Origin of the sequence: Aminobacter sp. Y103A, assembly GCF_030294925.1 — a bacterium.
Classification (GTDB): Bacteria; Pseudomonadota; Alphaproteobacteria; order Rhizobiales; family Rhizobiaceae; genus Aminobacter; species Aminobacter ciceronei.
Window position 1 is genome coordinate 1,197,461 of sequence record NZ_AP017986.1, and the last position, 24,487, is coordinate 1,221,947.

Here is a 24,487-nt window from a genome sequence, read left to right on the forward strand (position 1 = left end):
GGGGGCAGTAACCCGCCATATACGTTGATGCAGACCAGCCGCCATCAGAAATAAACCTCTTGCCGACGGGCGGGCCATACGTTTTTTGAAGCTCTTGCCCTCGCGATGCAAGAAGCGACCGACGCTGGCGGGGTGGATGATGAGACCTCGGTCAGCCAGTGCGGCCGTCAATTCATGAAGCGTTATTTTGGCATCCCGCTCGCCCTCGCTCAGGACGAAAGCACGATGCTCCCCGTCAATCAGATGATCGATGACCGCCCATCTTGCCGGGTGTTCGGGCTTACGCGTGTCGGCTGATTGCCGTCGCCAAGATGGAGATCCGCACGCTCCGGGCCTCATAAAACTCACGGCGTCGAAGCGCCATCTTTTGAACCAGGCTTCCAGAACGTCGGTTCGACCGTCAGGCCATCTTTCAAAGTCCTCCCGCAGACATTCTCGGTCGGGCGGCGTCCATTCGTGTCGCGCTCCACCCCGACAAGACGCGTCTTGTCGACTTTCGCCCGCGAAGGACGGAGAGCACACGGCATCCGGAGACGGATGGCACCAAGTTCGACTTTCTCGGCCTGACCCACGTGTGGGAACGGTCGCGCAGAGGCAAGGACATGGTGATGCAAGTCACGGCCAAGAGCCGTTTTGCTCGTGCGCTGGCTGCGGTAAGTGACTGGTGCCGGAAACACCGGAACTGGTCGATCCGCGATCAGCATCGCCATCTCTCGTCCATGATGCGGGGCCTCATCGTAGAGTTTCGCTCACGGTGGCAAACGAATGAAGAAGCCTGGCTGGCGGCAGCGGATGGCGTTTCAGGATTTCGTTGAGGCGGGTCCATCGGAACACGCTTTGACGATCTCGCCGAGATAGCCATTTCTGCCATATCCTCGCGACCTGATGGGCGAACCATCGCAATCGCCGAGCATTTCCCCCGACGCCATAATAGGCGAAGTGGCCGGATCGAATGCCGAGTAGGTGGGGGCGTGGCAGGGTCGGCCAGGCTGGCGAGATCGCTGAAGAAGCGAAGCTGGCCCGTCGAAGGCGTCCTGCAAGTGCTCCAGGAATAGCCGCCTGAACAGGCGCGACAGAACCCGTACGGGCAGGAAAAATCCCGGCCGGCAGGCGATCCATCGCTGGTCCCGGCCTTCGCCGGGGCAGGCTCAAGCGACAGGCCGCCGCCCGGCACGACGCAGTGGACATGCGGATGATGGTGGAGATTTTGACCCCAAGTATGAAGCACGGCGATCACGCCGATCTCGGCGCGCCCAGATGCCTGAGATCGGCCGCCACGAGGCAACACGACACCCGCTTCTCAACGCCCAGGAACTCGCAGGCTGCTCGACAGGCGATCCCCAAGGTCTGTGGATGGATCGGGCCGCGGCCATCGCGCCGGGGAAACAGCCATCGTCCCGGCTTGGTCAACCGCCAATAGACGCGCAAAATCTCCAGCAGCTGCGGCGACAGCATCACATAGCGGTCCTTGCCGCCCTTGCCTTGCTCGATGCGAATGATCATCCGGCTGCTATCGATGTCCGTCACCTGCAGACGCGCCGCCTCCGCGGCGCGTAAGCCCACCGCATAGGTGGTCATCAGAGCGACCCGGTTCCTCGTCCCCTTCACGGCCTGCAGAAAGCCGACCACCTCATCGGCGCTCAGCACGACCGGCAACTTGCGCGGCGTCCGGGCGTAAGCGATCCGCTCAGGCAGATCAGATCGACCCAGCGTCACGCCGTAGAAGAAACGCAAGGCGCAAACCGTCTGGTTCAACGCGCCCCACGAGACCCTTCGGCCCACCAAGTGGGCCTGATAGGCGCGCACCTCTTCGTATCCCAGTTGATCGGGTGATCGTCCAAAAAATCGACTGAACTTCGCCACGTGATGCACGTAGGATCGCTGGGTCTCCGGTGACACATTGCGGATCGTCAGATCTTCAATCATCCGCTGACGCAGAGGGCTTATCTGGGCCATCTGGGGTTCTCCTGTCTGGAAGGTTGGCTCGACACCAAATCTTCTCAGACAGGGGCCTCCTCAGGCCAGACCCGCGCATCAGCTACCGCGGCAGCGGTTTAGTTCAATCGTAATTCTCTACCAATGGGCTGAGCGATTCCAAGCTACACCTAACATTTGATGTCGACACGCCCAGGTAAACACGGGGCATCTTGTTGTCCCGGGCGGTGCCGACTGCGAAGAGCTTTCGCTCCCGGTCTTCAGCCAGAATAAAGGGAAAGGCCCGCGCCTCCTTGTCACTGGCGGATGTCATGGCGATGAATTGGAAGGGCCAATTGTCGCGCGGCGGCTCATTGAGTGGCTGCCCGAAGCGCAAACCTGTGTAGGGTCATTATCATACCAGTGCTCAATCCACTTGCCGTGCAGGAGCCGCAACACGCCGGTTGCAGTGCCGCCACCCGCTCGGCATGCCCCTCGGCCAGTGTCAGGCAGGCTTCGACCGGCAGGCCGTGGCGGTTCTCCATCAGCCCATGTCCCATGAATCACAGTTTGGCCTCCTTGCCTTTACCCTTGCGATAGAGTCTGGCGTCTGGATCGACAACCTCAGCTTTCCCAGTCTGGACCGCATGGACAACCTGCTGAAAGCTAACACCTAGGTCATGCGCTTGATGAGAGTAGCTCCAACTTCGCTATTTGCTTTCCAGCGCGAATGGAACGTGCGGTCATATTCGTCGCTTCGCATAAAGTTGGTTGCCTAACGTTTTCACAGGAATGGCGGACAGGATTCCTCGGCGGCGAGGCGAATTTCACGCGACGTTCAACCACGGTCCGCGTTGTTCGACCCTGTCGGACATGAGACATAGCCCCTTGAGTTATCGTATTATTTTGAAACGAATTTTTCTTTTGGCACGCTACATGCAGGTCTTACCATTAAATGCGTCTGCGTTATGCATTGCGGAGAAATCGTCCCATGATCACGCGCACCATAGATGCCGTCATTCTGCTTTCGGTGGCCGTGATCCGAGATGCGCACCGGCTCGCCGGCAGTCTCCCCCGCGCCGGAGCGCCCGCACCATGCCGGTAATTTTGAAAACCGCCCGATTGGTCTTGCGTCCAATGGATGAAAGGGACCTGTTGCGGCTTCACGCATTGAATAACGATCCTTTCGTGGCGAACGCCATCTATGACCGAAAAGCTTCACCCTGGGCTGACACACATGCGCGACTGAAGGCGTGCCTTGCCGATTGGGACATGTACGGTTTCGGTCTCTTTGCAGTGTTCACGCGCGACGGTAACAGCGGGGAAGGCAGCTTTCTTGGACAACGCGGCCTGCATTTGCTGTCCGACAACGACGATCTTGAACTCAGCGCTTGCTTTAGCCAGGCCGCATCCGGCAAGGAATATGCCGCAGAGGCGGGATGCGCGGTCCTTGATTTTGCTTTTCGGGCCTTAAAGGCACCGCGGGTGTTGTGCTTTGTCCGGCCTGAAAATCAGCGTTCCCTGCGTTCGGTCGGGAAGATGGGATTCCGGCAGATAGAGGATCGATGGTTTGGCGGCCGGCTGAGGCGCTGCTTCGAGGTAAGACAGCGAGACCTCAACGGAGCTATCGCCGCAAACCCAAGCTTCGCCCCGATACTCCACCTTGTATAAAGGGATCGGGGATGACCGCCCCCGACGGCTGTCGAAGACGGTCGAAAACCGCTGACAAACGACAACAAGAGCTGAAGCGCTGGAAAGAGCAAAGGCGGCCGCCCGCGCGCTCTTCAACTAGGGCTTGTTGAGAATTAGGATTGAACGAAGCCGCTGACGCGGCATTTGGTCCACCGGTTTGCGGATGACGCTTCTGTTTTGAAGGATTGCTGCTGTTGAAGCGCAACCTTGAGAACAGGAGCAATGAGATGGCCGAGTTGAGCCCGCTTCGCCGGCGCATGATCGAGGACATGACGATCCGCAATCTGTCGCCGGCCACGCAACGATCCTACGTGCACGCGGTAGCGAAGTTCTCCCGCTACTGTGGCCGATCCCCGGACCGGCTTGACCTGGAGGACGTTCGCGCCTTCCAGGTGCATCTGGTCTCTACCGGAATCTCGTGGCCGGCGCTGAACCAGACAGTGTGCGCACTGCGGTTCTTTTACGGCGTGACGTTGGGTCACGCCGAGATCCCTGAGCGGATCGCCTATGCCCGCGCTCCACGCACGCTGCCGGTGGTTCTCAGCGCCGACGAGGTTGTCCGCTTTCTCGAGGCGGTGCCGAGGCTGAAGACGCGCACCGCCTTGACGACGGCCTATGCCGCGGGCCTTCGCGCTTCGGAGACCGTCGGGCTGAAGGTCGGCGACATCGATAGCGAACGCGGCGTCATCCGGGTCGAGCACGGCAAGGGCGGCAAGGATCGCACCGTGATGCTGTCGGCGCAGCTTCTGCGCATCCTGCGGGCTACTGGCGACTGGCGAAGCCGCAGGGCTGGCTGTTTCCGGGCCGGGATGCAAATCGCCCCATCGACGTGCAGGTGCTGTATTCAGCCTGCCGCTCGGCGCGTGCGGCCGCCGGCATCGACAAGCGTGTGACGGTCCACACGCTCAGGCACAGCTTCGCCACGCATTTGCTGGAGAACGGCACCGACATTCGCATTATCCAGGTGCTGCTCGGCCACAACAATCTGTCTGCGACGGCGCGCTACACCAAGGTCTCGAACGGCCTCATCCGGCGCACGACAAGCCCGCTCGACCGGTTGAACATCGAAGTCGTGCCGTCGGGCTGATCGGTTCCGCCCATGTCGGCGAGACTGGAGGTGGCGGATATCTTCCGCCGCCATGGCGAGGCGTATCGGCAGGCTCATGACGGTCATCTCGCGTCGAGCGCCGCACGATGAGCGCCATCGAGTTGTGCCGGACCGCCGAACTGGGCGGCCATGTCGAGGGCTGCCGGTCCTGCGGGGCGATCCGCGTGGCCTACAATTCCTGTCGCAACCGGCATTGCCCCAAGTGCCAGGGAAAGACCTGCCGGGAATGGCTCGCCGCGCGGCAGAACGAGCTTCTGCCGGTTCCCTACTTCCAGTGGTGTTCACGCTGCCGGCCGAGATCGCCGCAATCGCCTTCCAGAACAAGGCGGCGATGTACACGATCCTGTTCAAGGCGGCCGCCGAGACGCTGCGCACGATCGCCGCAGATCCCAGACATCTCGGCGCCGGGATCGGTCTCATCGCGGTGCTGCACAGCTGGGGCCAGAACCTCACCTATCATCCCCACCTCCATTGCATCGTCCCGGGCGGCGGCATCTCCCTCGATGGAGGGCGATGGGTCGCCTGCCGGCCGGGGTTCGTCCTGCCCGTGCGCGTGCTGTCGCGCCTGTTCCGCCGTCTCTTTCTGGAGGAACTCCGAGCGGCCCATGATGAGGGCGGGCTGGGCTTCTTCGGCGATCTCGCCTACCTGGCAAAGCCTGATGCCTTCGTCTGCTTGCTCGCCGAGGCTCGTCGCCGTCAATGGGTCGTCTACGCCAAGCCGCCCTTCGGCGGGCCGAAGCAGGTGCTGGCCTATCTCGGCCGCTACACTCATCGCGTCGCGATCGCCAATTCCCGACTGATCAGCACGGCCGACGATCGGGTCGCGTTCCGCTGGCGGGACTATCGCCAGCGCGGCAAGACCAAGGTCATGACGCTCGACGCGCACGAGTTCATCCGTCGCTTTCTCCTGCACACGCTGCCCGACGGTTTCCATCGCATCCGCCACTACGGCTTCCTCGCCAACGGTAATCGCGCCGCCAAGCTCGACCTGTGCCACAGGCTGCTGGCCGGATCGCAGCAGAACGAGCTCAAACCGGATGCCGAAAGCGCCGCTGTCGCCGCCGAGCGCCTTGCTATGGCGCATCGCTGCCCATGCTGCGGAGAGCCAATGATCACGCTCGCCATGTGGCGGTGCGGCCAGGCGCCGCCGCGCCCCTTCTGGAACGACACCTCATGACCACGCCGGGTGCGTCCACATCACCCGGTACGGTACCCGTCGCCATGCGCGCCCCCGATCCTTGTCCCGCCGCACAAAGCCGCAAGCAGACAGCCCGGCGATAGAAGGCACTGCAGCCTATCCGACGGCTCGCGCCATCACGGTTCCGCCTTCCACCGTGCCATCCTTCGCTGTGGCCGCATCGTGAACGCCCTTCATCAGCATGGCGAAGACGATCCCGACCGCTCCTCCAGGCTACAATCCCCATAGCGCCAGATCGTCCCGCGGCTTCGTTCAATCCGGCTTGCAATGAGGTCCGACAACCAGTCCGCCCACTCCGTCGAGCATGCGGACCTCATAGAAGCCTCCAGATTCCAGTTTGGCCGTTTGAGTGATTCATATGTGGACGCCCCTGATTGGCAATGGCTTTTGGTGAGCTTCTGATCGGTCGCTTTCATATGTCCGGCCTGTTTGTGCGGAGCAGTTTCCGCTGGCCCTGATGGAAATCCGCGAACGAGATCCCTGATCAAGCTGGCGCATTCGAGACGCATTGAATCACACGGGGTGTTCTCGTTCTTGGTCGATCATCTCGCATCACGTTCTGCCGTCACCAATTCCTGTGTTTGCCTGTAGCGGCTGGCGGCCGTCAGCAGGCGCTGATCCGATATGGGCTGAACTGCTGCCCGCGGGCGAGAAGAGCCCAGGCGATCCGCGCGGTCTTGTTGGCGAGAGCGACCGAGACCAGCCGCACCGGTTTCTTCGCCAGCAACGATTGCAGCCACTGGGCTCCTGGCGTCTGCTTGCCCCGGTTGTGACGGATCACGGCCGTAGCGCCGACGACAAGCAGCCGGCGAAGATAGCGGTCTCCCTGCTTCGAGATGCCGCCGAGACGTTGTCGGTCACCGCTCGAGTTCTGTTTGGGGACGAGGCCGAGCCAGGCTGCGAACTGGCGCCCGGAGCGGAACTGGCCGGGTTCGCTGACGGTGGCCACGATCGCCGTCGCGGTGATCACGCCGATGCCAGGAACGGCCGCCAGGCGCCGGCTCGCTTCGTTCTGGCGATGCCATTCGTGCAAGACCTTGTCGAGCTTCCGGAGTTCGTCTTCCAGTTCGAGGAGCCGGCGAACCAGCGTCGTCATCGCCACCTGCGCCATCTCAGGAAGCATAGTCTGTGGATCATGCTCGTCGAAGACGGCACGCATCAGCTTTATGAGGTTCACCACACCCGGGTTACAGACCAGTCCGAACTCCGCCAGATGCGCCCGCAGGGCGTTTGCAGCCATGGTGCGCTGGCGCACGACCAAGGCTCGGGTCCGATGAACCATCAGGATGCTTTGCTGTTCTGGCGTCTTGACTGGAACGAAGCGCATGGTCGGGCGCCGGACGGCTTCGCAGATCGCCTCGGCATCCGCGGCGTCGTTCTTGCCCCGCTTCACGTAGGCTTTGACATAGGCGGGCGGCATCAGCTTGACCTCATGCCCCAGCACCGCCAGGGCTCGCGCCCAATGATGCGCCGTCGCACAGGCTTCCATGCCGATCAGACAGTTCGGAAGCTTGGAGAAGAAATTGATCATCTGCTTCCTGAGCAGCCTCTTCACCACGACGACGGTGCCGTCATCGGCAATGCCATGAACCTGGAATACGCTTTTGGCCAAGTCGAGCCCAATCGTTGTAACCTTCATGTAAACGCTCCTTCCTCGGTGGTTCCGATCATCAACGGCCACCTTAAGGCACATCGATGCCGGCGCGAGGGGGCGTCCACCTCATCAAGCCTCATTTTGGAGGCTGATTCGAACGGTTCTGACGGACGCGCAATGGGAGAAGATGGCTCCGCATTGTGACTTGTCTGCCATCTCATTTCGAGATAGGTATGAAGACAGCTGGGGATTGCGCCCCGGGTGGATTTCTTCATCGTGGACATCAGGCAGTTAAGATACTTTGTCGGCGTCGTCGAAGCCGGCAGTTTCACGAAGGCAGCTGCAACACTCAACGTTGCTCAAAGCGCTCTAAGCCTGCATGTGCGTCAGCTTGAGGAAGCATTCGGCATCCAACTGCTGGTACGCGACAGGACCGGCGTTAGCGTCACGGCGTCCGGCGCAAGATTGCTTGAACGCGGTCGGAGCATCCTTAGGGAAATTCAACTGACTGAGACGGAACTGACCAACACGCTGGCTGCTCCTTCTGGAGAGGTGACCATTGGCATTCCGTCCGGAGCCGCTCGCGTCCTGAGCGGCCCCCTGCTTGAATCGGTAAGAAGCGAATTGCCGAGAATCTCGCTTAAGATGATTGAGGGCATGACGGGACCGCTTGAGGAGTGGATGGCTGCTGGCCGCTTCAATCTGGCTGTCCTCTACCGCACTGCCGAGAGCGTTGGGCAAATGACGGTGCTGGCCCGCGAAGAGTTTTGCTTGGTGGTGCCGCCGGGTGAACCGCCTTTCGAAGATTCCCTACCGCTCGCCGACCTGCATGCGTTCCCGCTTGCGGTTCCCATGCGCAACAACAATGTCAGGCGTTCGGTGGCTGATGTCGTTGCCCGACACGGTTGTGTTCTGGATGTCAGGTTCGAAGTCGACTCCCTTTCCACGATCATCAATATGGTCATGGAAGGAAAGGCGTATTCCATCCTTACCCCGTCAGCCATTCAAAAAGAGGCGTCTCAAGGCCTGGTCCGGACGGTCAAAATCATTGATCCAGTGATCACCCGTTCCGTTGTGCTTGCCGTGAGCCCGAAAGACGAGCGCTCACCAGCCGTCTCCGCGGTCCGCAAGCTGATCCCCAAGGTCGTGAAGACATTGATCGAGCGCAAGCACTGGTCAGCCACGGCTCCGGATCGGGCATAGGCACATCCTTCAGACCAAACCAAGTTACCGCTCCTTAACGACTGCCTGGGCGTATCAATCTGTATTCCAGATGGTTTCGGTCGATATTCCATATTTGACCGGGCGTGACCATCGCGGTGAAACTGCAGAGAGGCGACCCCGGTCCGGATATCGGACGATCTCGCCCTGGCAAGAATTCAGTCAAGCGGAGCATGCGATGTCCAACGCCACGAGCTATCAGCTTTTCATCAATGGCAGGTGGCGAGCCGGTAGTGACGGAAATACTCTGCCGGTAACCAACCCGGCGACAGAGAAGGTATTTGGCTCGGTGGCCGCGGCTTCAGCGTCGGATCTGGATGAGGCTCTCGCTTCTGCAGAGCGAAGCCGCCGTGCCTGGTCCTCGCGGCCTGCAAAAGAACGTGGCGAGATCCTTGTAGCAGCAGCCAGGATCCTTGCCACGAAGGTGGGAGACGCAGCGAAGGATTTGTCCGCCGAACAGGGGAAGACGATTGCCGAAGCGACAGGTGAGTACGCGCGCGCTGTCGAAACGTTAGAATGGAACGGCAGGCATGCTGAAGAGCTATCGGCCCCGATTCCGTTGGGCCCGAATCGGATGGTCGTCCCGGAGCCGCTCGGTGTCGTTGCTGCCTTTACGCCATGGAACTATCCGGCCGTTCTCATCGCCCGCAAGCTCGCCCCCGCGCTGGCGGCAGGCTGCCCGGTTATCCTCAAAGGGGCTGAAGAGACACCGAGCGTGGCTGTGCATATCGTTGAGTCGTTGCGCCAAGCAGGCATCCCCGACGGCGTGGTCAATCTTGTCTTCGGTGTGCCGGTGCATATATCGCGGCATCTGCTAAGTTCGCCACTTGTCAAGGTCTTGACTTTCACGGGCTCAACCGCGGTTGGAAAACAGCTGGCCACGCTTGCCGCGAATAACTTGCAGCGTTGCATCCTTGAACTCGGTGGACACTCCCCGGTTGTTGTGTGCGAGGATGCCGACCTGGCAAAGGCCATACCGGCTATTTCGGAATACAAGTTCGAGTGCGCGGGCCAGAGCTGCAATGCGCCCAGCAGGATCCTGGTCGCGCGGACACTCTACGAGGAATTCCTGTCCCGGATGACGGAAGCTGTCCGCAAGATCAGGATCGGCCCACCGGACGACCCTGCAACGGAGATGGGACCGATGGCAAACGCGCGGCGAATTGAGGCTATGCAGCGTCTGACCAAAGACGCGGTCGAACGCGGCGCCCGCATCGAGACCGGTGGCAGCCGCCTCGACCGACCGGGCTTTTACTGGCTGCCAACCATCCTGACGGGCGTACCGAAGGAAGCCAGAGTGCTTCATGAAGAGCCGTTCGGGCCGATCCTCACGATAGCGCCGTTCGACACGCTCGATGAGGCGATCGAGCAAGCCAACGCCACTGAATATGGCTTGGCCGCCTATTTCTTCACCAGCGCTCTCCACGCGCAACAGAAGCTTATCAACGGTCTTTCGGCAGGCGCTGTCAGTGTGAATTACCTGAAAGGGGTTTCCGCGGACGCGCCTTATGGCGGCGTCAAACAGAGCGGCTATGGATATGAAGGCGGCGAGCAGGGGGTGCGGAGCTTCCAGATCCTGAAAATGGTCAATGGCCTCGGTTCATTTGGATGAGATCCGGTGGGGAATAGATCACGGACCATAGCCGGCAAGGACATCACGAGGAGCGTGGCCGACGCCCTTCAGTACATCTCATACTACCATCCTCCAGATTATATCCGCTCTCTTTCGCAGGCATATGCGGGCGAACAGAGCCCGGCGGCAAAGAACGCAATTGGGCAGATTCTGCTGAACTCCCGCATGGCAGCCTTCGGGCGGCGGCCGATCTGCCAGGACACCGGCCTCGTGGTGGTCTTCGCAAAAGTCGGCATGGACGCCCGCATCAAGTCTGCGGCCAGTTTCACAGACCTCGTGAATGAAGGCGTCCGTCAGGCCTACCTCGACCCCGACAACCCCCTTCGGGCATCGATCGTTGCCGATCCGCTCGCCGGACGGGTCAACACCCGTGACAACACGCCGGCGGTCGTCCACGTTGACCTTGTGCAAGGAAACCAGATTGACATCACCATTGCCGCAAAAGGCGGCGGGTCGGAGAACAAGGCACGCTTTACCACTTTGAACCCCAGCGCCTCCGTTTCCGATTGGGTGGTTGACACAGTCTCGACACTTGGCAGTGGGTGGTGTCCGCCCGGCCTGATCTCCGTTGGCATCGGTGGTAGCGCTGAAAAGGCGATGCTGCTGGCCAAGGAAGCAATGAACCAGCCCATCGATATGGCGGAATTGATCGCCAGGGGGCCATCAAGTCCGGAGGAGGCACTGCGGATTGAACTTTATGAACGGATTAACGCGCTGGGCATCGGCGCCCAAGGCCTTGGTGGCCTGACGACAGTCGTTGACGTCAAGGTTGCGACCTATCCTACTCACGCCGCGTCCAAGCCCGTGGCGCTCATCCCACAATGCGCCGCCAACCGGCACCTGAAGTTTACCTTGGACGGCTCTGGACCCATTAGGCTTCAGCCGCCCGACTTGCGCGAATGGCCCGATATTGGAACCGACGAATTGAGTCCTGCCGGCGTACGAAGGGTCAACCTCAATGCGTTGACCAAGGAAGAGACGGCATCCTGGCGCTGCGGGGAAACGCTCCTTTTGTCCGGAAAGATGCTGACGGGCCGGGACGCCGCCCACAAGCGAATGGTCGAGTTGATCGACGCCGGCAAGCCGCTTCCGTTCGATCTGGAGGGACGCGTGATCTACTACGTTGGGCCCGTCCGCGCCGTGAGAGATGAGGCCGTCGGACCGGCTGGCCCAACAACCTCCAGCCGCTTGGACGATTTTACGGACAAGGTGCTCGCCGAAACCGGGCTTTTCGCGATGGTGGGCAAAGCGGAGAGGGGACGGGCTGCCATCGAGTCGATTGTAAGACATAAAACGCCGTATCTTATCGCAGTGGGCGGGGCTGCCTACCTGATATCAAAATCGATCAAGTCAGCGCGGCTTATTGCCTTCGAAGACCTGGGCATGGAAGCAGTCTTTGAATTCGAGGTGCAGGATATGCCTGTCATCATGGCTGTCGATGTTGAGGGAAACTCCATTCACAATTCCGGGCCTCTTGAGTGGCGCAAGCGCATGGCGGCAGACGGCATCGCACGCAACATCGGCGTTTGAGCCTTCCGACCAAGCTCGGTTGGTTGGCGTCAATTCCATTGTTGACAACGGCTAAGAGCAGAAGGTCATGAAGTCGAAACCCAATCCTGCGCGCCTGGACGCTTGGGACTTCCGGATTCTCTCAGAAATTCAGTCAGACGGCCGGATTTCAAAAAGCGAGCTTGCAAAACGCGTTCATCTTTCGGCGTCGGCCTGCTCGGAGCGGCTCCGTGCACTTGAGGTCGCAGGGATTATTGAGGGGTTTTACGCGCGGCTGAGTCCGGCCCTCATCGGCGGCATGGTCTTTGTCATGGTGGAGGTCGTGCTGGAACGTCATCGCCTCGAGGACCAAAGACACTTCGAGACTGCGATCGGAGAATTTCTGGAAATCCTGGATTGCTGGGCTATCGGCGGGCGGATCGATTATCTGATGCGCGTCGCATCTCCGTCTATGGCTGCGTATCAGGATTTCATGGAGGGACTGCTGCAGGCAGGCTTGGGAATCGATCAATATTACAGTCTTGTCGTGACCAAACCTGTGAAATCCAATTCGCCGATCCCCTTGTCCGCACTAAGGGAACGGTGAATGCCGAAGCCGTGGTTTCCACGGCGTTTGATGGCAATTCAGCCAATTCGTCGGCGAAGGACGTGCATTCCCGCGAAACTCAAAAGGCGTTTGCGGTATGCTTATTGCTAAGGAGGCGGCCGGCCGAGTGCCCTCCGCCAATCCATCGCGAGGAGAGGGACTATGCGGAGTAATCTGGGAACCGAGCAACTCAGAGAGAAGGATCGAAGCTTCGTCTTTCATCCGTCCACGCATCTGGCCAAGCACAGCCGAGGCGAGACCCCAAATCGGATCATGGCCGGTGCGGAAGGCGTGTACATCTGGGATACCGAAGGCCGAAAGAGCCTCGACGGTTTCGGTGGGCTCTACTGCGTCAATATGGGATATGGCTGCACGGAAATTGCCGAGGCCATTGCTAGGCAAGCACACGAATTGCCGTTCGCTCATGTCTATGCAAGTCAAGGTACGGAGCCAGTCGCCCTCTTGGCAGAGGCCGTGGTCGAGTATTTTGGTCAGAACATGCGAAGGGTCTTTTTCGGCCTTTCCGGCTCCGACGCCAACGAAACCAACATCAAGCTGGTCTGGTACTACAACAACATTCTGGGCCGCCCCGAAAAGAAGAAGATCATCTCGCGACATCGCGGTTATCACGGGTCTGGGCTGGTCACCGGGAGCCTGACAGGCCTCGCCTTCTTCCATAATTTCTTCGACCTGCCGCTGGATCTGGTACGCCATACCACGACGCCGCACCACTATCGCCAGGCGCATGATGGCGAAAGTGAGCAAGCGTTCTCGAAACGCTGCGCGGATGAACTTGAAGCCCTTATCCTCGCTGAAGGTCCGGAGACCGTTGCAGCTTTTATCGGAGAGCCGGTGCTTGGGACAGGCGGTATCGTTCCGCCCCCAAAAGGATATTGGACCGCTATCCAAGGTGTGCTCGACAAGTACGATATCCTTCTGATCGCCGACGAAGTGGTCTGCGGGTTTGGACGAACCGGTGAGAAATTCGGTTCCCACCTCTACGGCATGCGGCCGGATTTCGTGACCATCGCCAAGGGTTTGAGCTCCGCCTACCTGCCCATCTCCGGATCAATCATTGGCGACCGCGTCTGGTCGGTCTTGGAACAAGGAACAGAGAAGCACGGCGCGCTCGGCCATGGCTGGACATATTCGGGTCACACGCTTTGCGCCGCGGCCGCGCTCGCCAATATCCGACTCCTAAAGGAAAGAAATATCCTGGAGCATGTCCGCGATGTCGGACCGTATTGGCATGCCCGCATGAATGCCGAACTGGCGGGACACCCCATCGTCGGCGAGGTTCGTGGTGTAGGAATCCTCTCCGCCGTAGAGCTGATGCGAGATCCAAAGCAGAGAATACCGTTTGAATCCGATCTTCAGGTCGGCGTTCGCGCCGCCGCTGCTCTGTTCGAGAACGGTGTCATCGGCCGCGCCATGCCGCACGGCGATATCCTCGGCTTTGCCCCGCCTTTGATCATCACCCGGAAGGAGATCGACATAATCGTCGACGCAACCGCGAAATCAGTCGAGACGACCTATCGCGCGCTGAAGGCCGAGCATGCAATATGATGCGTGCGCCGATGGAAGCGAGCACCGGGTTCGACGCCGTCCCGGGTAAGTGGTCCCTGGGAGGAACTTTCCCACGGGCCAGACGCCTTGACGTCAGGCTGTCGTTAGGACTGGTCGCCCATTGGTGTCCCATGGTGAAGACGGATTGACAGCGCATTTCGCGCCGAGCCGACCGAAACTGCTAAACTTCAAGCCGTCAGATTCTAAGCATGCTTCGGATAACTTCGATCGCAAGCGATAACCAAATCAGTTCTGCCGCCGCTGTCCTGTTGCCCAACGACCAGGGCGTCTGTGCGGCGCACCCTGCCGGTGCACCTCCCTACCGGCAGGGTGCCATTCTTGACCCGCTGAATCAGGGTGATTGTAGCGCGTCCGCCATCGAGAGTTTGAGAAGGAGGTCATCTGCAGATCCGGATGGCATATCGAGGTTCGACATCTCTATTACACCATGGCAACCGCCCACAATCGCAGCTTCCGACGCGCGGCTGATGGCAGCTGGCGTGGAGGTCGCACGCATCTCCCTTCACCTGATCGAACGTTCGGGGAGTAGTCACCGCGGTGAATGTTCTCCAGCGTCGAATATCTCGCGGGCGACTCTCCTCGCCGTAGCTGGCAAGAAGCCAGAAAGTCCCAGGTTTTATTGAAAACAGCCGCAGGGGAAAATGCAGCTCGTCTTCGAAACTTTGCTGGAACAGTTGTCTTTGAGCGTTGATGAAGTCGACTTCCATAACGCACTGGCCAGCGCCGCCGGTGCCTTCGACATTCCCGCATTCGCCTATCTGTCTCTGGTGTCTGATCGCGTCACCAAACCCAGGCTGATATCGAACTATGATTCCGGCTGGACGTCGCACTACTTGCGCCACCAATATGAAAGGATTGATCCGGTCATAGAACGGGCACGGTGCAGCGAATGTCCCTTTCAGTGGGGACTGGGTTTCGGCCATGCCGGCATTTCAAAGCGACAGCAACAGCTTTTCGACGAGGCTGCCGAATTCGGCATCTGCTGCGGACTGACCATTCCACTTGTCGACCGCCGCGGCGGTGTCGCTGCGATGACCTTCGCGGCAGACAGGCTCGATCCGACCTTCCTGCGCACCGCCGAGCAATATGAGCAAGCGCTCGAGATTATGGCAATGTGTTTTCACATTGGCGTTCGCCGCAAGCTTTCGGGTGGGCTGGCGGTGGATGGTGTTTCGCTGACGCCTCGTGAGTACGAATGCCTGCAATGGACGGCAAAGGGCAAGTCCGCCTGGGAGATCGGCTGCATCTTGGGGATCAAGGAGCGCACGGCCGCTTTCCATCTGGACAATGCCAAGAAGAAGCTCGGCGTGCGCACCAAAAATCAGGCGGTGACGCTGCTGGCCTCCTCACGATCATCAATTCCCTGAGGAACAAAATCTCTCTTTAATCCACCTGTGCAAATGCACAGGCAGTCGCGGCATGAAGGTTCGCCTCCAATGGCAGGGTCATACCTGCGAGGAGACCATCATGATTGAGCTTATTGCGCCCGGCTGGTACGGCGCCTTTGCCGACGAACTAATGCACCGCCTGCGCTACCGCGTCTTCAAGGAGCGGCTCGACTGGAACGTGCGCACGACCGGGGGCTTCGAGATCGATTCATTCGATTCCCTGAAACCGCACTATCTTGTGTTGCGCGATTCGGCCAGTCGCGTCGGGGGCGGCGTACGCCTCCTGCCCTCGACGGGGCCGACGATGTTGCAAGATGCCTTTTCGAGGCTGTCGGAGGGGAGAACGGTACCCGAGGAACCGAGTGTCTGGAAAAGCAGCCGTTTCGCCCTTGATCTTCCACCGTCTGAACCGAAGGGCAGTGGGAACATTGCTGCTGCCACCTATGAACTCCCCGCCGGCATGATCGAGTTCGGTTTGTCGCGCCGGCTCACCTCTATCGTCACGGTTACGGATTTGCGCATGGAGCCAATCCTGCGTCGCGCCGGATGGCCGCTGGCCCGGATCGGTCAGCCCCAGACAATCGGCACCACGCGCGCCGTTGCCGGCTGTTTGGATGTCTCAGAGGAGAGCCTTGCTGCCGTCCGCCACAATGGCAGTCTTGGCGGTCCCGTGCTGTGGGCGCCGGTGCTCTGCACGGGCACCTGACATGGTTATGATAGGTAATGACGCCGACTGGCCGGACTGGCAGGATGAGAAATCCTATCGCTACACGCGGCACCTGACCCGACGCGGCTGGGCCTGGGAATTCCTGCGGCGCAATCCGACCTTCCAGCGTGACTTGAGGCGCGCCCTTGAGCAGGCAGAATTTGGAGAAAGGCGCTTCAACGTAGAGGTGGTGAGATCGCCGCTCGATCTGACGAGGTGGCGGCTCCTGTTTCGCAAGCTCATTGAGGCCTGATGCGGCTGTGTTCTGGTGCTCTCGCCAATGCCCGCATGTGCTGCCGGTCATTGCGGAAGAGGCATTGTCGCCCGAAACGCTTTCGTTTGATCTCGCTGCATTGCCATGTCGGGCGACACTCGTGATCACGGCGGACGCTCGCCAGCACGTCATGCTGCGAAATGCTCACCGGAATCTCCAGCTTGTCGTGGAGGGCGCGGAGGTCTTGCGCCCTGTTCGGCTTTCCGTCGACGCGATCTGGCCCGCCGATCGGATGAGGCAGCACCTGAATGCGCTCGAATGCCTCAATGCTCTTCACGCGACCGGACAACTTCCCGACAGGCTGTTTCCCCCCGAAGCGCGCGCCAGTCGTCTGCGCTTTGTCCTCCAGGCGCTTGACGGCTCGCTAGGCGGTGCATCGCACCGTCAAATCGCAAGGGCCCTGTTGGGCCGGCAACGCGTCCAGGCCGACTGGACGGATCCGCGCAATCACCTTCGCGATCGCATTCGCCGTGCTGTCCGGCGCGGTCACATGCTCATGGATCGTGGCTATCAGGATTTCCTCGTCTAAGGTGATTGCAATAGCTCATCTGGAGCCGGTCAGCGCGCGAACAGTTCTTTGTATCCAGTCGTAACCATCCAGTTGGCCCGATCGAGATGGCTGCGAACCGCCATTCGGGCGCGCTCAGGTTCTCGCATCGGATCGATGCCGAGGACGAGCTGCGCCATCTCGTCCTCGCTGGCATCGTCGGCGGACGCGTCCAGGAGCCTCATATAGATCGTGAAGTGCTCATTGTCGTAAGCGGTCAGGCTGTCCGACCAAGGGACTTCGTCTTGGACTTTGCGTTTCATCGCGACCCTCTTGCCTGTTTGGGGTTTGTTGTGATCGGGCACGGCTGCTCCTCGGTTGGCTCACCATAGCGAATAGGAACGATCGTTCCTAGAACCATAGTTCCGGTTCTGGTCCCTATCTCACCATGGACCTCAAGGAGGTCATGGCGATCAACATGCGTCGTTTGCGCCATGATCAGGACCTGACGCAGGAAGAATTGGCTGCCCGCGCAGAGCTGAGCATGCGCTATGTGGGCTCGATCGAGCGTGCTCGGGTTTCCGCAAGCGTCAGTGTGCTTGGCCAGCTCGCAAAAGCGCTTGACGTTGATCCTTGTGAGTTGATTAGGCCGCAGTAACAAAGGCGATCCGGCCCATCCCGGATTGCCGCAATCGATTTTGATGGCGCGCAGCCGGCCGCCGGTGAACTGAGCCCGCTTTCTTCGACATGGGCCTAGACCATTCGGCTTCGCTCCCTGGCACAGCTTTCGTGACCTACAGAGCTGACCTTGAGCGATAATCATCGTCAGATCGCATCCGCGAAGTCGCCATCCCTAACAGCAGGTAGTTCGGGCAAAGTCGATGCTCGTGCCAGTTGCTCCTTAAGTTTGTAGAGTATACTCCGTGGTGAAATCCTCAACAAGAGGGTGGCCTCTCGCCTATGGGAATCCGAGAGGTCTTTGCCCGCAATCTGCGTAGGCTTCGCGAGAAAAAGAAGCTGTCGCAGGAGGCGCTGGCGCATGAAGCTGGTGTTGATCGAACCTACATCAGCGCTCTTGAGCGCAGTGTATATGCTGCTACCATCGACATGGTCGAGAAGCTCGCTACGGTGCTGGAGGTTGAGCCGGCAACGCTGCTCGATCCGCGATCTGAATAGGCTTAAGCACCGTCTGATGCCGAAATCCCTTCGATCGCCCCGCCAACGCCGGCTGCTGGAACAGCTGATAGCGGCGCGCAAGAACAAGGGCTTAACCCAGGCCAAGGTTGCCGAAGCGCTTCGCCGCCGGCAGTCTTTCGTGGCCAAATATGAGGGCGGTGAACGTCGCATGGACGTCATTGAGTTCCCCGACGTAGCGGAAGCGCTCGAAATCGACCCTTGCGAGGTTCTCGCACATGTGCGTCGCTTGCGTGACCGATAGCTCGTGCTGTGCTTGGCATGAGCGACCAACGTCATCAAAATCGCATCCCTGGATTTACTGCCCCCCGCGGCAGATGGTTCGGGCAAATCGATGACAATGTGGATTACATATTATAGTGGATAAACTCAAGGTCCGTGATCCGCTGACCTCCGCGCATGGATATGCGCGAGCTGGTCGGACGAAATGCACGCAGGATCAGGGAGAAGGCCGGCTTGACGCAGGAGCAGCTTGCCGAGATCTCCGGCTTCAGCCAGCAGTACATCAGCGGGTTGGAGAAGGGCAAAAGGAACCCCACAATCGTCACGCTTTATGAACTGGCACAAGCCCTCCGTGTCAGCCACATCGATCTGGTGCGACCTGACTGACCGGGATTAGGCGCTATTTGGAAACGGCGCCGACGCGCCGCGGACATTTCGACTGCATCCGTCGTGTAAATGATGCTGCGCACACTCGGATAGGCGAAGAACGGCACGACGTGCTGCCAGTCGCGCCGCCAGCTCTGGGTGATCGCCGGGTATCGCGGCCCAGTCGCCGGCCTCGAAGTCCTCCAGAGCCCCTTCATGCCGGCTTGGCGTCCGCGCCCCGGCAGATGGCGCTGAGCGTCGGCACGACGGTTTTGCGATCCTTCCGTGACACGAAATCAAGTAAATGGCGGATCAGGTGCACCATGCGGGTTAGAACTGTCGCCTGGGGAAAGGTGGCGCCGATCGCCTCCCTCTTGGCCAAGCTGTTCGCCAGCTTGCCGTCTTACCAGCACCTCGCCAATCTCGTTGCGTTCTTGTTTAGGCCTTGCAACAGATCCTTCAAGGAAATTCACGGAAACTTTGCGACCGAAAAGTGCTGTCAATGGTACGCTCACCACAACTTTCGAGTTCAGTGGCTGCAGAAATCTGGTGTCGTTTTGTGTTCCGCCGCCGAACAGCATTTGCGAAGAGCGCGAAATGATAAAGCCAGCAGGACGAGCGTTCGGTTCTTCTATTTGGCGTCGTGCTGACCAATGATGATACTTGTCGATCGCCTAATGACAGCAGCACATCTTGATCGCCTACGGATCCTGGGCCTTTGCGCGCATGCCGACCTGACTGTCTGCGAACTAGCTGCGATTCTCGATCTTCGTCGGGAGCGCGTTGCGCGACACGTCCGGATGCTCGCCAAAGCCAACTTTCTTTGCGGCAATGGACAACGTCCTTGGTCCTCATATCATCTCAATGCAGGGGGCCGGGACGGAGGGTTGGTTCAATTCCTGGTCGATCTCCTACCCCACGACGATGAGTATCATAAGCGCGACCTGGAGCGGCTCGAGGCGGTACAAGACGCGTGGTCGAAGGGGACTGCTGCTTGTCGTGAAAAGATCTGCCTAAGTGGGAGTGCGAAACTACCATGAACAAATCCGCTGACGTAGCCATGGCAGAGCCTGGCACATACGGACGGTCTTCCTTGGTCCACGTCGATTGCCGCGTTCATGAACTGCTTCTGCGACAGAGGCGGCAGGAGCGGACAACGCTCAAACTTATCGCATCTGAGAACTTTGCCTCCTCAGCCGTACTGGAAGCGACCGGCTCTATCTTCGCGAACAAATATGCCGAGGGCTACCCGGGTGCGCGCTACTACGCGGGAAACGAGATCGTCGATGAGCTTGAGACCCTCGCGATCGAGCGCCTGAAAGCGCTATTTGGCAGTGAGCACGCCAACGTCCAGCCTTATTCGGGCTCACCAGCCAACCAGGCTGTCTATCGCGCGCTTTTGAGCCCCCGTGACAAAGTCATGGGCTTGCCTTTGCCCGAAGGCGGCCATCTGACTCATGGGTGGTCCGTCAACTTTTCCGGCACTGATTATCAACGCGTCCCCTATGGGCTGCACGATAAGACGCAGCAAATTGACTATGACCGCTTGCGCGAGACCGCCAGGCGGGAACGGCCGAAACTCATTTGGGTCGGCGGAACTGCTTATCCGCGTGTCTTTGACTACGCGGCAATGACCGAAATCGCTGCGGAGGCGAACTCCTATCTCGTGGCCGACATTGCGCACATCAGCGGCCTGATTGTCGCTGGAGCGCATCCGAATCCCGTCGCCCATTGCGACGTCGTCACCAGCACGTCTCACAAGTCGATCCGCGGCCCCCGTGGAGGCTTTATTTTGTCGAAGAATGAAGATCGGTATCAGGCGCTCTATCATCCCACGAGCAAACACAATCTCGCCAAACGGATTGATCGCGCGGTATTTCCTCAACTGCAAGGCGGGCCCCATGTGAATACCATCGCCGCGCTAGCTGTCGCTTTGCAGGAGGCCGCGACCCCGTCTTTCCGCACCTACGGACAGCAGATCGTCAAAAATGCCAAGGCGCTAGCCCAGGCGCTTCTGGACCGTGGTTATGACCTGGTCACCGGCGGAACTGACAATCACATGCTGATCCTTGATCTGCGGGCCCGGCCGCTATCGGGCAAAGCCTATGCCGAGCGCCTGGCCAAGGCAGGCATCATTACGAACTTCAACATGGTGCCGGGAGACCCGCGCGACCCGGCGGTCACAAGCGGAATCCGCTTGGGGTCGCCGGCAGTGACGTCCATGGGCATGCGTGAAGGGGAAATGGTGCAGATCGCCGCTTTCATTGATTTGGTCTGCCGCCAGCCCGACGACGAGGAAGTTCATGCGAACGTGCGAAGAGACGTTGCCGACTTCTGCGCTGCGTTCGATGTTCCCGGCATCAGCGACCGGTAAGGCCGCCCGAATCCAGAAACTCCCCACCTAACTCCAACATTTGAAGCGAGGCCATTCCATGACCAGGCAGTTCGTGTTCTCTTCCGAATCCGTCGGCGCGGGACACCCCGACAAGATGGCAGACAACATCTCGGATGCCATCCTCGATGCCATCCTCCGCACCGACCCGAAGGCGCGCGTCGCCTGTGAAACGTTGGTGAAGACAGGGATGGTCGTTCTGGCTGGAGAGATCACCAGCCACGCGGCGATCGATTACACTCAGGTTGCCCGCGATACGATCCTCGACATTGGCTACGACGACGATGCCATCGGCTTTGATGGGCGACGTTGCGCCGTCGTTCTGGCTCTCACCGAGCAGTCGCCCGACATAAGCCAGGGCGTTGATGAAGGACGAGGGCAGGATCTCGAGCAGGGGGCGGGGGATCAGGGCCTCATGTTTGGATTCGCATGCAACGAGACGGATACATTGATGCCCTTGCCGATCCAACTCGCTCATCATTTGACGAAAAAACAGGCAGAGGTCCGGAAAACGGGACAGCTTGGCTGGCTTCGGCCAGACGTGAAATCTCAAGTGTCCGTACGCTACGAGGGTCTTCGCCCGGTGGCGCTGGACACCATAGTCCTGTCAACGCAGCATGACGAGGCGGTCTCCCAAGATACAGTCCGCGAAGGCGTCATTGAGGAGATCATAAAACCAGTCTTGCCGACCCACCTGGATACTTCGGGGATCAGATTTCTGGTCAATCCAACAGGGCGGTTCGTGGTCGGTGGGCCTGCCGGCGATTGCGGCCTCACTGGACGCAAGATCATCGTCGATTCCTACGGTGGAACGGGGCGTCACGGCGGCGGCGCCTTTTCGGGCAAGGACCCATCCAAGGTTGACCGCTCGGCCGCCTATGCCGCCCGGTACGTCGCGAAGAATATCGTTGCCAGCGGACTTGCGGAGGTCTGCGAGGTTCAGCTTGCCTACGCGATCGGCGTGGCCAGTCCGGTTTCTGTCATGGTCAACACATTCGGAACCGCAAGGATCGAGGAAAAAAGGATCGAGAGCCTTGTTCTTGAGCTTTTCGATCTCCGACCGAAAGGCATCATCAAGATGCTTGATCTCTTGCGCCCGATATACCGCAAGACCGCGACATACGGACACTTCGGCCGTGAAGAGCCTCAGTTCACCTGGGAGAAGACGGACAGAGCCGACGACTTGCTGCGTGAAGCAGGACCGGCAGCTGCGTGAGGGCCGCTGGATCAAGCGCATGCGGCAATCCTTTTCAACTCGCTAGACGCGCGCCTGGCCGGCATAGCAGAAAGCCGGTGGGTAGTTGGCGGAGACATTGATGCCGGATTATGACGTGCTTTGCATCGGCAATGCCATTGTCGACATCATCGCCCAATGCGACGAGGAATTCCTCGAGACCAACGGCATCATCAAGGGCGCGATGAACCTCATCGACACCCATCGCGCCGAACTACTCTACAGCCGTATGGGCCCGGCGATCGAGGCCTCCGGCGGCAGCGCCGGCAACACGGCGGCCGGCGTTGCCAGCTTCGGTGGACGTGCCGCCTTCTTCGGTAAGGTTTCGAACGATGCGCTCGGCGAAATCTACACCCACGACATCCAGGCCCAGGGCGTCGCGTTCGACACCGAGCCGCTCCAAGGCCAGCCGCCGACGGCGCGGTCGATGATCTTCGTCACGCCGGACGGCGAGCGCTCAATGAACACCTATCTCGGCGCCTGCATCGAACTCGGGCCGGAGGACGTCGAGGCCGAGAAGGCGTCGGGCGCCAAGGTTACTTATTTCGAGGGCTATCTGTGGGACCCGCCGCGCGCCAAGGAGGCGATCCGGCGGACGGCGAAGCTCGCGCACGCAGCCGGCCGCGAGGTCTCGATGACACTCTCGGATTCGTTCTGCGTTGACCGCTACCGCGACGAATTTCTCGAGCTGATGCGATCGGGCACGGTCGACATCGTCTTTGCCAACAGCCATGAGATCAAATCGCTCTACCAGACGTCGTCCTTCGATGATGCGCTGGCGCGGATCCGCAAGGACTGCAGAATAGCCGCCGTGACCCGCTCGGAAAAGGGCTCGGTGATCGTGGGTGGCGACGAAACCGTCACCATCAAGGCGATGACGATCCGCGAACTGGTCGATACCACCGGCGCCGGCGACCTCTATGCCGCCGGCTTCCTGCATGGCTACACGCAGGGCCGCGACCTCAAGACCTGCGGCGACCTTGGCTCACTGGCCGCCGGCCTGGTTATCCAGCAGATCGGCCCGAGGCCTCGGCAGAACCTGCGCCGCGAGGCCGAGCAGGCTGGGTTGTTGTAGGGGGGCGTTAATGACGAGCTGCCCGTCTGCCCTCCTGGGGGCTGTGCGGAAAAGTGCGCGTAAATCGAAACATCGGATGCGCATCCGCGTGAGGCGGCAGCCCGGAGCATGTCACGATCGAAACGGTTGATCGCGGGTGCCGCCCTACAGCGCGACCCTTTTGCCGTGCGATATAGGGATCCCGTTCGGATCAGCTGCCTCGAGCTGTGGCATATATTGCTCACCCGCCATCATCGCGCGTGTGGCAACAGGTCGGGATCGTGATGCGATCGAGCGGGTAAGCGGCCAACTGGTGAATTGACATGAATGCATCGCCCGATTGAGATTATCCTGCCGGGAGCGCAGTGCGTTGTTCAGCCGAGTCGAGACGATCATGAGCAAATATAAAGATCATCGTGAGCCACGCCGGCATCGTCATGACGATGACCCGGTTTCTTTTGCGGAACGGCCTTCCGAGCCAAGCTACTTTCAGCGTTCGTCGACCCTAGCCGCATCCGCTGTCGACGCCGAAGTGATCTGGTTCAACACCAGCAAGGGTTTTGGCTTTGTCAAACTGCCAGAGGGCATCGAGGCCTATCTGCACATCCGAGTGCTGGAGGCGGCCGGGAGCCGCGGTGTTTCCGAGGGAACGCGTCTCAAGGTCACAACGGAAGAAAGTCCAAGAGGTCATCAGGTCGCGCAAGTGCTGGAGGTAGGCGGTCAGACCGCGAAACCTCAGGTGCATACGCGTTGCGCTGGAGAGTCCACCGCCGGGACGAGCGCCCAGTTGGAGAGCGAGGCCACGGTCAAATGGTACAATCCCCAAAAGGGCTTCGGCTTCATTGCACCTGAAAACGGTGAGAAGGACATCTTCGTTCATGCCACCGCGCTGACCCGCTCAGGACTCAGCATGCTGATGGAGGGTCAGAAGGTGTTTGTCCAATGCGGGCAGGGCAAGAAAGGCCTGGAAGTTCGGAGCATTCGCCTCGCTTAGAGCCAATGCGTTGGCCTACCGAAATCGCGCCTCAGACAAAGAAAAAGCCCGCTACCGGGAGGAGGTGGCAGCGGGCTCGATTTAGAACGAGACGCGGGAGGAGGTGCGCTCCATTCAGCGTCGGGGCCACATCT

The 24,487-nt window shown here is 59.9% G+C and carries 23 protein-coding genes and 6 pseudogenes; 22 read left to right on the top strand and 7 right to left on the bottom strand.

Going from position 1 to position 24,487, the window contains the following annotated elements; genetic code table 11:
• Positions 1-105 precede the first annotated feature (105 nt).
• Positions 106-297, top strand: a complete 192-nt coding sequence (locus tag Amn_RS05830; RefSeq protein WP_286295131.1) for a hypothetical protein — start codon at positions 106-108, stop codon at positions 295-297.
• A gap of 47 nt (positions 298-344) precedes the next feature.
• On the opposite strand, the gene Amn_RS05835 is transcribed toward Amn_RS05830, so the two are convergent.
• The 4 genes and pseudogenes from Amn_RS05835 to Amn_RS05850 all read right to left on the bottom strand — a co-directional run.
• Complete coding sequence (locus tag Amn_RS05835; RefSeq protein ID WP_286295132.1) at positions 345-710, bottom strand: hypothetical protein; 366 nt, start codon at positions 708-710, stop codon at positions 345-347.
• Positions 711-973: 263 nt separating this feature from the next.
• Positions 974-1,278: pseudogene (locus Amn_RS05840) on the bottom strand (transposase); the annotation flags it as partial.
• A 9-nt stretch (positions 1,279-1,287) separates the two neighbouring features.
• A pseudogene (locus Amn_RS05845) lies at positions 1,288-1,956 on the bottom strand (tyrosine-type recombinase/integrase); the annotation flags it as partial.
• A gap of 425 nt (positions 1,957-2,381) precedes the next feature.
• Positions 2,382-2,543: pseudogene (locus tag Amn_RS05850) on the bottom strand (IS5/IS1182 family transposase); the annotation flags it as partial.
• 466 nt (positions 2,544-3,009) lie between these two features.
• Here Amn_RS05850 and Amn_RS05855 point away from each other — a divergent pair.
• From Amn_RS05855 to Amn_RS05865, 3 genes and pseudogenes are all read left to right on the top strand, one after another.
• A complete protein-coding gene (locus tag Amn_RS05855) occupies positions 3,010-3,585 on the top strand; it encodes a GNAT family N-acetyltransferase (protein WP_286295133.1) in 576 nt (191 codons plus the stop codon).
• Between the two features lie 248 nt (positions 3,586-3,833).
• Positions 3,834-4,693 (top strand): annotated as a pseudogene (locus Amn_RS05860) (site-specific integrase).
• A 12-nt stretch (positions 4,694-4,705) separates the two neighbouring features.
• Positions 4,706-5,891: pseudogene (locus Amn_RS05865) on the top strand (IS91 family transposase).
• Between the two features lie 625 nt (positions 5,892-6,516).
• Here Amn_RS05865 and Amn_RS05870 read toward each other — a convergent pair.
• Positions 6,517-7,551, bottom strand: a complete 1,035-nt coding sequence (locus tag Amn_RS05870; protein ID WP_202330503.1) for an IS110 family RNA-guided transposase — start codon at positions 7,549-7,551, stop codon at positions 6,517-6,519.
• A gap of 231 nt (positions 7,552-7,782) precedes the next feature.
• Here Amn_RS05870 and Amn_RS05875 point away from each other — a divergent pair, with 231 nt between their 5' ends.
• The 9 genes from Amn_RS05875 (at position 7,783) to Amn_RS05915 (ending at position 16,939) form a co-directional block, all read left to right on the top strand.
• Positions 7,783-8,709: a LysR family transcriptional regulator gene (locus Amn_RS05875; RefSeq protein WP_286297885.1), complete on the top strand. Its 927-nt coding sequence runs from the start codon at positions 7,783-7,785 to the stop codon at positions 8,707-8,709.
• A gap of 196 nt (positions 8,710-8,905) precedes the next feature.
• Positions 8,906-10,339, top strand: a complete 1,434-nt coding sequence (locus tag Amn_RS05880; protein ID WP_286295134.1) for an NAD-dependent succinate-semialdehyde dehydrogenase — start codon at positions 8,906-8,908, stop codon at positions 10,337-10,339.
• Between the two features lie 6 nt (positions 10,340-10,345).
• Positions 10,346-11,890, top strand: coding sequence for a fumarate hydratase (locus Amn_RS05885; protein WP_286295135.1), 1,545 nt, complete (start codon positions 10,346-10,348; stop codon positions 11,888-11,890).
• Between the two features lie 67 nt (positions 11,891-11,957).
• Complete coding sequence (locus Amn_RS05890; RefSeq protein ID WP_286295136.1) at positions 11,958-12,455, top strand: Lrp/AsnC family transcriptional regulator; 498 nt, start codon at positions 11,958-11,960, stop codon at positions 12,453-12,455.
• Between the two features lie 162 nt (positions 12,456-12,617).
• Positions 12,618-14,021, top strand: coding sequence for an aminotransferase (locus Amn_RS05895; protein WP_286295137.1), 1,404 nt, complete (start codon positions 12,618-12,620; stop codon positions 14,019-14,021).
• A gap of 662 nt (positions 14,022-14,683) precedes the next feature.
• The gene (locus Amn_RS05900; protein ID WP_286295138.1) at positions 14,684-15,409 is read left to right on the top strand and encodes a LuxR family transcriptional regulator; all 726 of its coding nucleotides are present in this window, start codon (positions 14,684-14,686) and stop codon (positions 15,407-15,409) included.
• A gap of 100 nt (positions 15,410-15,509) precedes the next feature.
• Positions 15,510-16,136: an acyl-homoserine-lactone synthase gene (locus tag Amn_RS05905; protein WP_286295139.1), complete on the top strand. Its 627-nt coding sequence runs from the start codon at positions 15,510-15,512 to the stop codon at positions 16,134-16,136.
• A gap of 1 nt (position 16,137) precedes the next feature.
• Positions 16,138-16,389: a transcriptional regulator domain-containing protein gene (locus Amn_RS05910; RefSeq protein ID WP_286295140.1), complete on the top strand. Its 252-nt coding sequence runs from the start codon at positions 16,138-16,140 to the stop codon at positions 16,387-16,389.
• A 64-nt stretch (positions 16,390-16,453) separates the two neighbouring features.
• Complete coding sequence (locus Amn_RS05915) at positions 16,454-16,939, top strand: DUF2285 domain-containing protein (protein ID WP_286295141.1); 486 nt, start codon at positions 16,454-16,456, stop codon at positions 16,937-16,939.
• Positions 16,940-16,968: 29 nt separating this feature from the next.
• Here Amn_RS05915 and Amn_RS05920 read toward each other — a convergent pair whose 3' ends face one another.
• Positions 16,969-17,220 carry a DNA -binding domain-containing protein gene (locus tag Amn_RS05920; RefSeq protein ID WP_027033327.1) on the bottom strand — a complete coding sequence of 84 codons (252 nt, stop codon included), beginning with the start codon at positions 17,218-17,220 and terminating at the stop codon, positions 16,969-16,971.
• Between the two features lie 125 nt (positions 17,221-17,345).
• Between Amn_RS05920 and Amn_RS05925 the strand changes: the two genes are divergently transcribed.
• The 4 genes from Amn_RS05925 (at position 17,346) to Amn_RS05940 (ending at position 18,700) form a co-directional block, all read left to right on the top strand.
• On the top strand, positions 17,346-17,555 hold the full coding sequence (locus Amn_RS05925; RefSeq protein ID WP_010913773.1) for a helix-turn-helix domain-containing protein: 210 nt from the start codon (positions 17,346-17,348) through the stop codon (positions 17,553-17,555).
• A 302-nt stretch (positions 17,556-17,857) separates the two neighbouring features.
• Positions 17,858-18,073 (top strand): helix-turn-helix domain-containing protein, encoded by a 216-nt coding sequence (locus Amn_RS05930; RefSeq protein WP_006328748.1) that lies wholly within the window; start codon positions 17,858-17,860, stop codon positions 18,071-18,073.
• Between the two features lie 16 nt (positions 18,074-18,089).
• On the top strand, positions 18,090-18,335 hold the full coding sequence (locus tag Amn_RS05935) for a helix-turn-helix domain-containing protein (protein ID WP_286295152.1): 246 nt from the start codon (positions 18,090-18,092) through the stop codon (positions 18,333-18,335).
• A gap of 155 nt (positions 18,336-18,490) precedes the next feature.
• Positions 18,491-18,700, top strand: coding sequence for a helix-turn-helix transcriptional regulator (locus Amn_RS05940; RefSeq protein WP_286295153.1), 210 nt, complete (start codon positions 18,491-18,493; stop codon positions 18,698-18,700).
• 23 nt (positions 18,701-18,723) lie between these two features.
• Here Amn_RS05940 and Amn_RS05945 read toward each other — a convergent pair.
• Positions 18,724-19,049: pseudogene (locus Amn_RS05945) on the bottom strand (transposase); the annotation flags it as partial.
• Positions 19,050-19,356: 307 nt separating this feature from the next.
• On the opposite strand from Amn_RS05945, the gene Amn_RS05950 reads away from it, so the two are divergent.
• The 5 genes from Amn_RS05950 to Amn_RS05970 all read left to right on the top strand — a co-directional run bounded on the left by Amn_RS05950 (position 19,357) and on the right by Amn_RS05970 (position 24,353).
• Positions 19,357-19,719, top strand: a complete 363-nt coding sequence (locus Amn_RS05950; RefSeq protein ID WP_274609472.1) for an ArsR/SmtB family transcription factor — start codon at positions 19,357-19,359, stop codon at positions 19,717-19,719.
• A complete protein-coding gene (gene glyA / locus Amn_RS05955) occupies positions 19,716-21,053 on the top strand; it encodes a serine hydroxymethyltransferase (RefSeq protein WP_353622417.1) in 1,338 nt (445 codons plus the stop codon). The genes Amn_RS05950 and glyA overlap by 4 nt, the downstream gene beginning before the upstream one ends.
• A gap of 58 nt (positions 21,054-21,111) precedes the next feature.
• Positions 21,112-22,287: a methionine adenosyltransferase gene (gene metK / locus Amn_RS05960; RefSeq protein ID WP_286295154.1), complete on the top strand. Its 1,176-nt coding sequence runs from the start codon at positions 21,112-21,114 to the stop codon at positions 22,285-22,287.
• A gap of 100 nt (positions 22,288-22,387) precedes the next feature.
• On the top strand, positions 22,388-23,380 hold the full coding sequence (locus tag Amn_RS05965) for an adenosine kinase (RefSeq protein WP_286295155.1): 993 nt from the start codon (positions 22,388-22,390) through the stop codon (positions 23,378-23,380).
• Between the two features lie 373 nt (positions 23,381-23,753).
• Positions 23,754-24,353, top strand: a complete 600-nt coding sequence (locus tag Amn_RS05970; protein WP_286295156.1) for a cold-shock protein — start codon at positions 23,754-23,756, stop codon at positions 24,351-24,353.
• The last annotated feature ends 134 nt before the right edge of the window (positions 24,354-24,487 follow it).

Bases quoted from the DNA above. Each gene is read 5' to 3' on its own strand.
- Amn_RS05830 (WP_286295131.1), top strand. From the start codon at position 106: ATGCAAGAAGCGACCGACGCTGGCGGGGTGGATGATGAGACCTCGGTC.
- Amn_RS05835 (WP_286295132.1), bottom strand. From the start codon at position 710: ATGGCGATGCTGATCGCGGATCGACCAGTTCCGGTGTTTCCGGCACCA.
- Amn_RS05855 (WP_286295133.1), top strand. From the start codon at position 3,010: ATGCCGGTAATTTTGAAAACCGCCCGATTGGTCTTGCGTCCAATGGAT.
- Amn_RS05870 (WP_202330503.1), bottom strand. From the start codon at position 7,551: ATGAAGGTTACAACGATTGGGCTCGACTTGGCCAAAAGCGTATTCCAG.
- Amn_RS05880 (WP_286295134.1), top strand. From the start codon at position 8,906: ATGTCCAACGCCACGAGCTATCAGCTTTTCATCAATGGCAGGTGGCGA.
- Amn_RS05890 (WP_286295136.1), top strand. From the start codon at position 11,958: ATGAAGTCGAAACCCAATCCTGCGCGCCTGGACGCTTGGGACTTCCGG.
- Amn_RS05895 (WP_286295137.1), top strand. From the start codon at position 12,618: ATGCGGAGTAATCTGGGAACCGAGCAACTCAGAGAGAAGGATCGAAGC.
- Amn_RS05900 (WP_286295138.1), top strand. From the start codon at position 14,684: ATGCAGCTCGTCTTCGAAACTTTGCTGGAACAGTTGTCTTTGAGCGTT.
- Amn_RS05905 (WP_286295139.1), top strand. From the start codon at position 15,510: ATGATTGAGCTTATTGCGCCCGGCTGGTACGGCGCCTTTGCCGACGAA.
- Amn_RS05910 (WP_286295140.1), top strand. From the start codon at position 16,138: ATGGTTATGATAGGTAATGACGCCGACTGGCCGGACTGGCAGGATGAG.
- Amn_RS05920 (WP_027033327.1), bottom strand. From the start codon at position 17,220: ATGAAACGCAAAGTCCAAGACGAAGTCCCTTGGTCGGACAGCCTGACC.
- Amn_RS05925 (WP_010913773.1), top strand. From the start codon at position 17,346: ATGGACCTCAAGGAGGTCATGGCGATCAACATGCGTCGTTTGCGCCAT.
- Amn_RS05930 (WP_006328748.1), top strand. From the start codon at position 17,858: ATGGGAATCCGAGAGGTCTTTGCCCGCAATCTGCGTAGGCTTCGCGAG.
- Amn_RS05935 (WP_286295152.1), top strand. From the start codon at position 18,090: ATGCCGAAATCCCTTCGATCGCCCCGCCAACGCCGGCTGCTGGAACAG.
- Amn_RS05940 (WP_286295153.1), top strand. From the start codon at position 18,491: ATGGATATGCGCGAGCTGGTCGGACGAAATGCACGCAGGATCAGGGAG.
- Amn_RS05950 (WP_274609472.1), top strand. From the start codon at position 19,357: ATGACAGCAGCACATCTTGATCGCCTACGGATCCTGGGCCTTTGCGCG.
- glyA (WP_353622417.1), top strand. From the start codon at position 19,716: ATGAACAAATCCGCTGACGTAGCCATGGCAGAGCCTGGCACATACGGA.
- metK (WP_286295154.1), top strand. From the start codon at position 21,112: ATGACCAGGCAGTTCGTGTTCTCTTCCGAATCCGTCGGCGCGGGACAC.
- Amn_RS05965 (WP_286295155.1), top strand. From the start codon at position 22,388: ATGCCGGATTATGACGTGCTTTGCATCGGCAATGCCATTGTCGACATC.
- Amn_RS05970 (WP_286295156.1), top strand. From the start codon at position 23,754: ATGAGCAAATATAAAGATCATCGTGAGCCACGCCGGCATCGTCATGAC.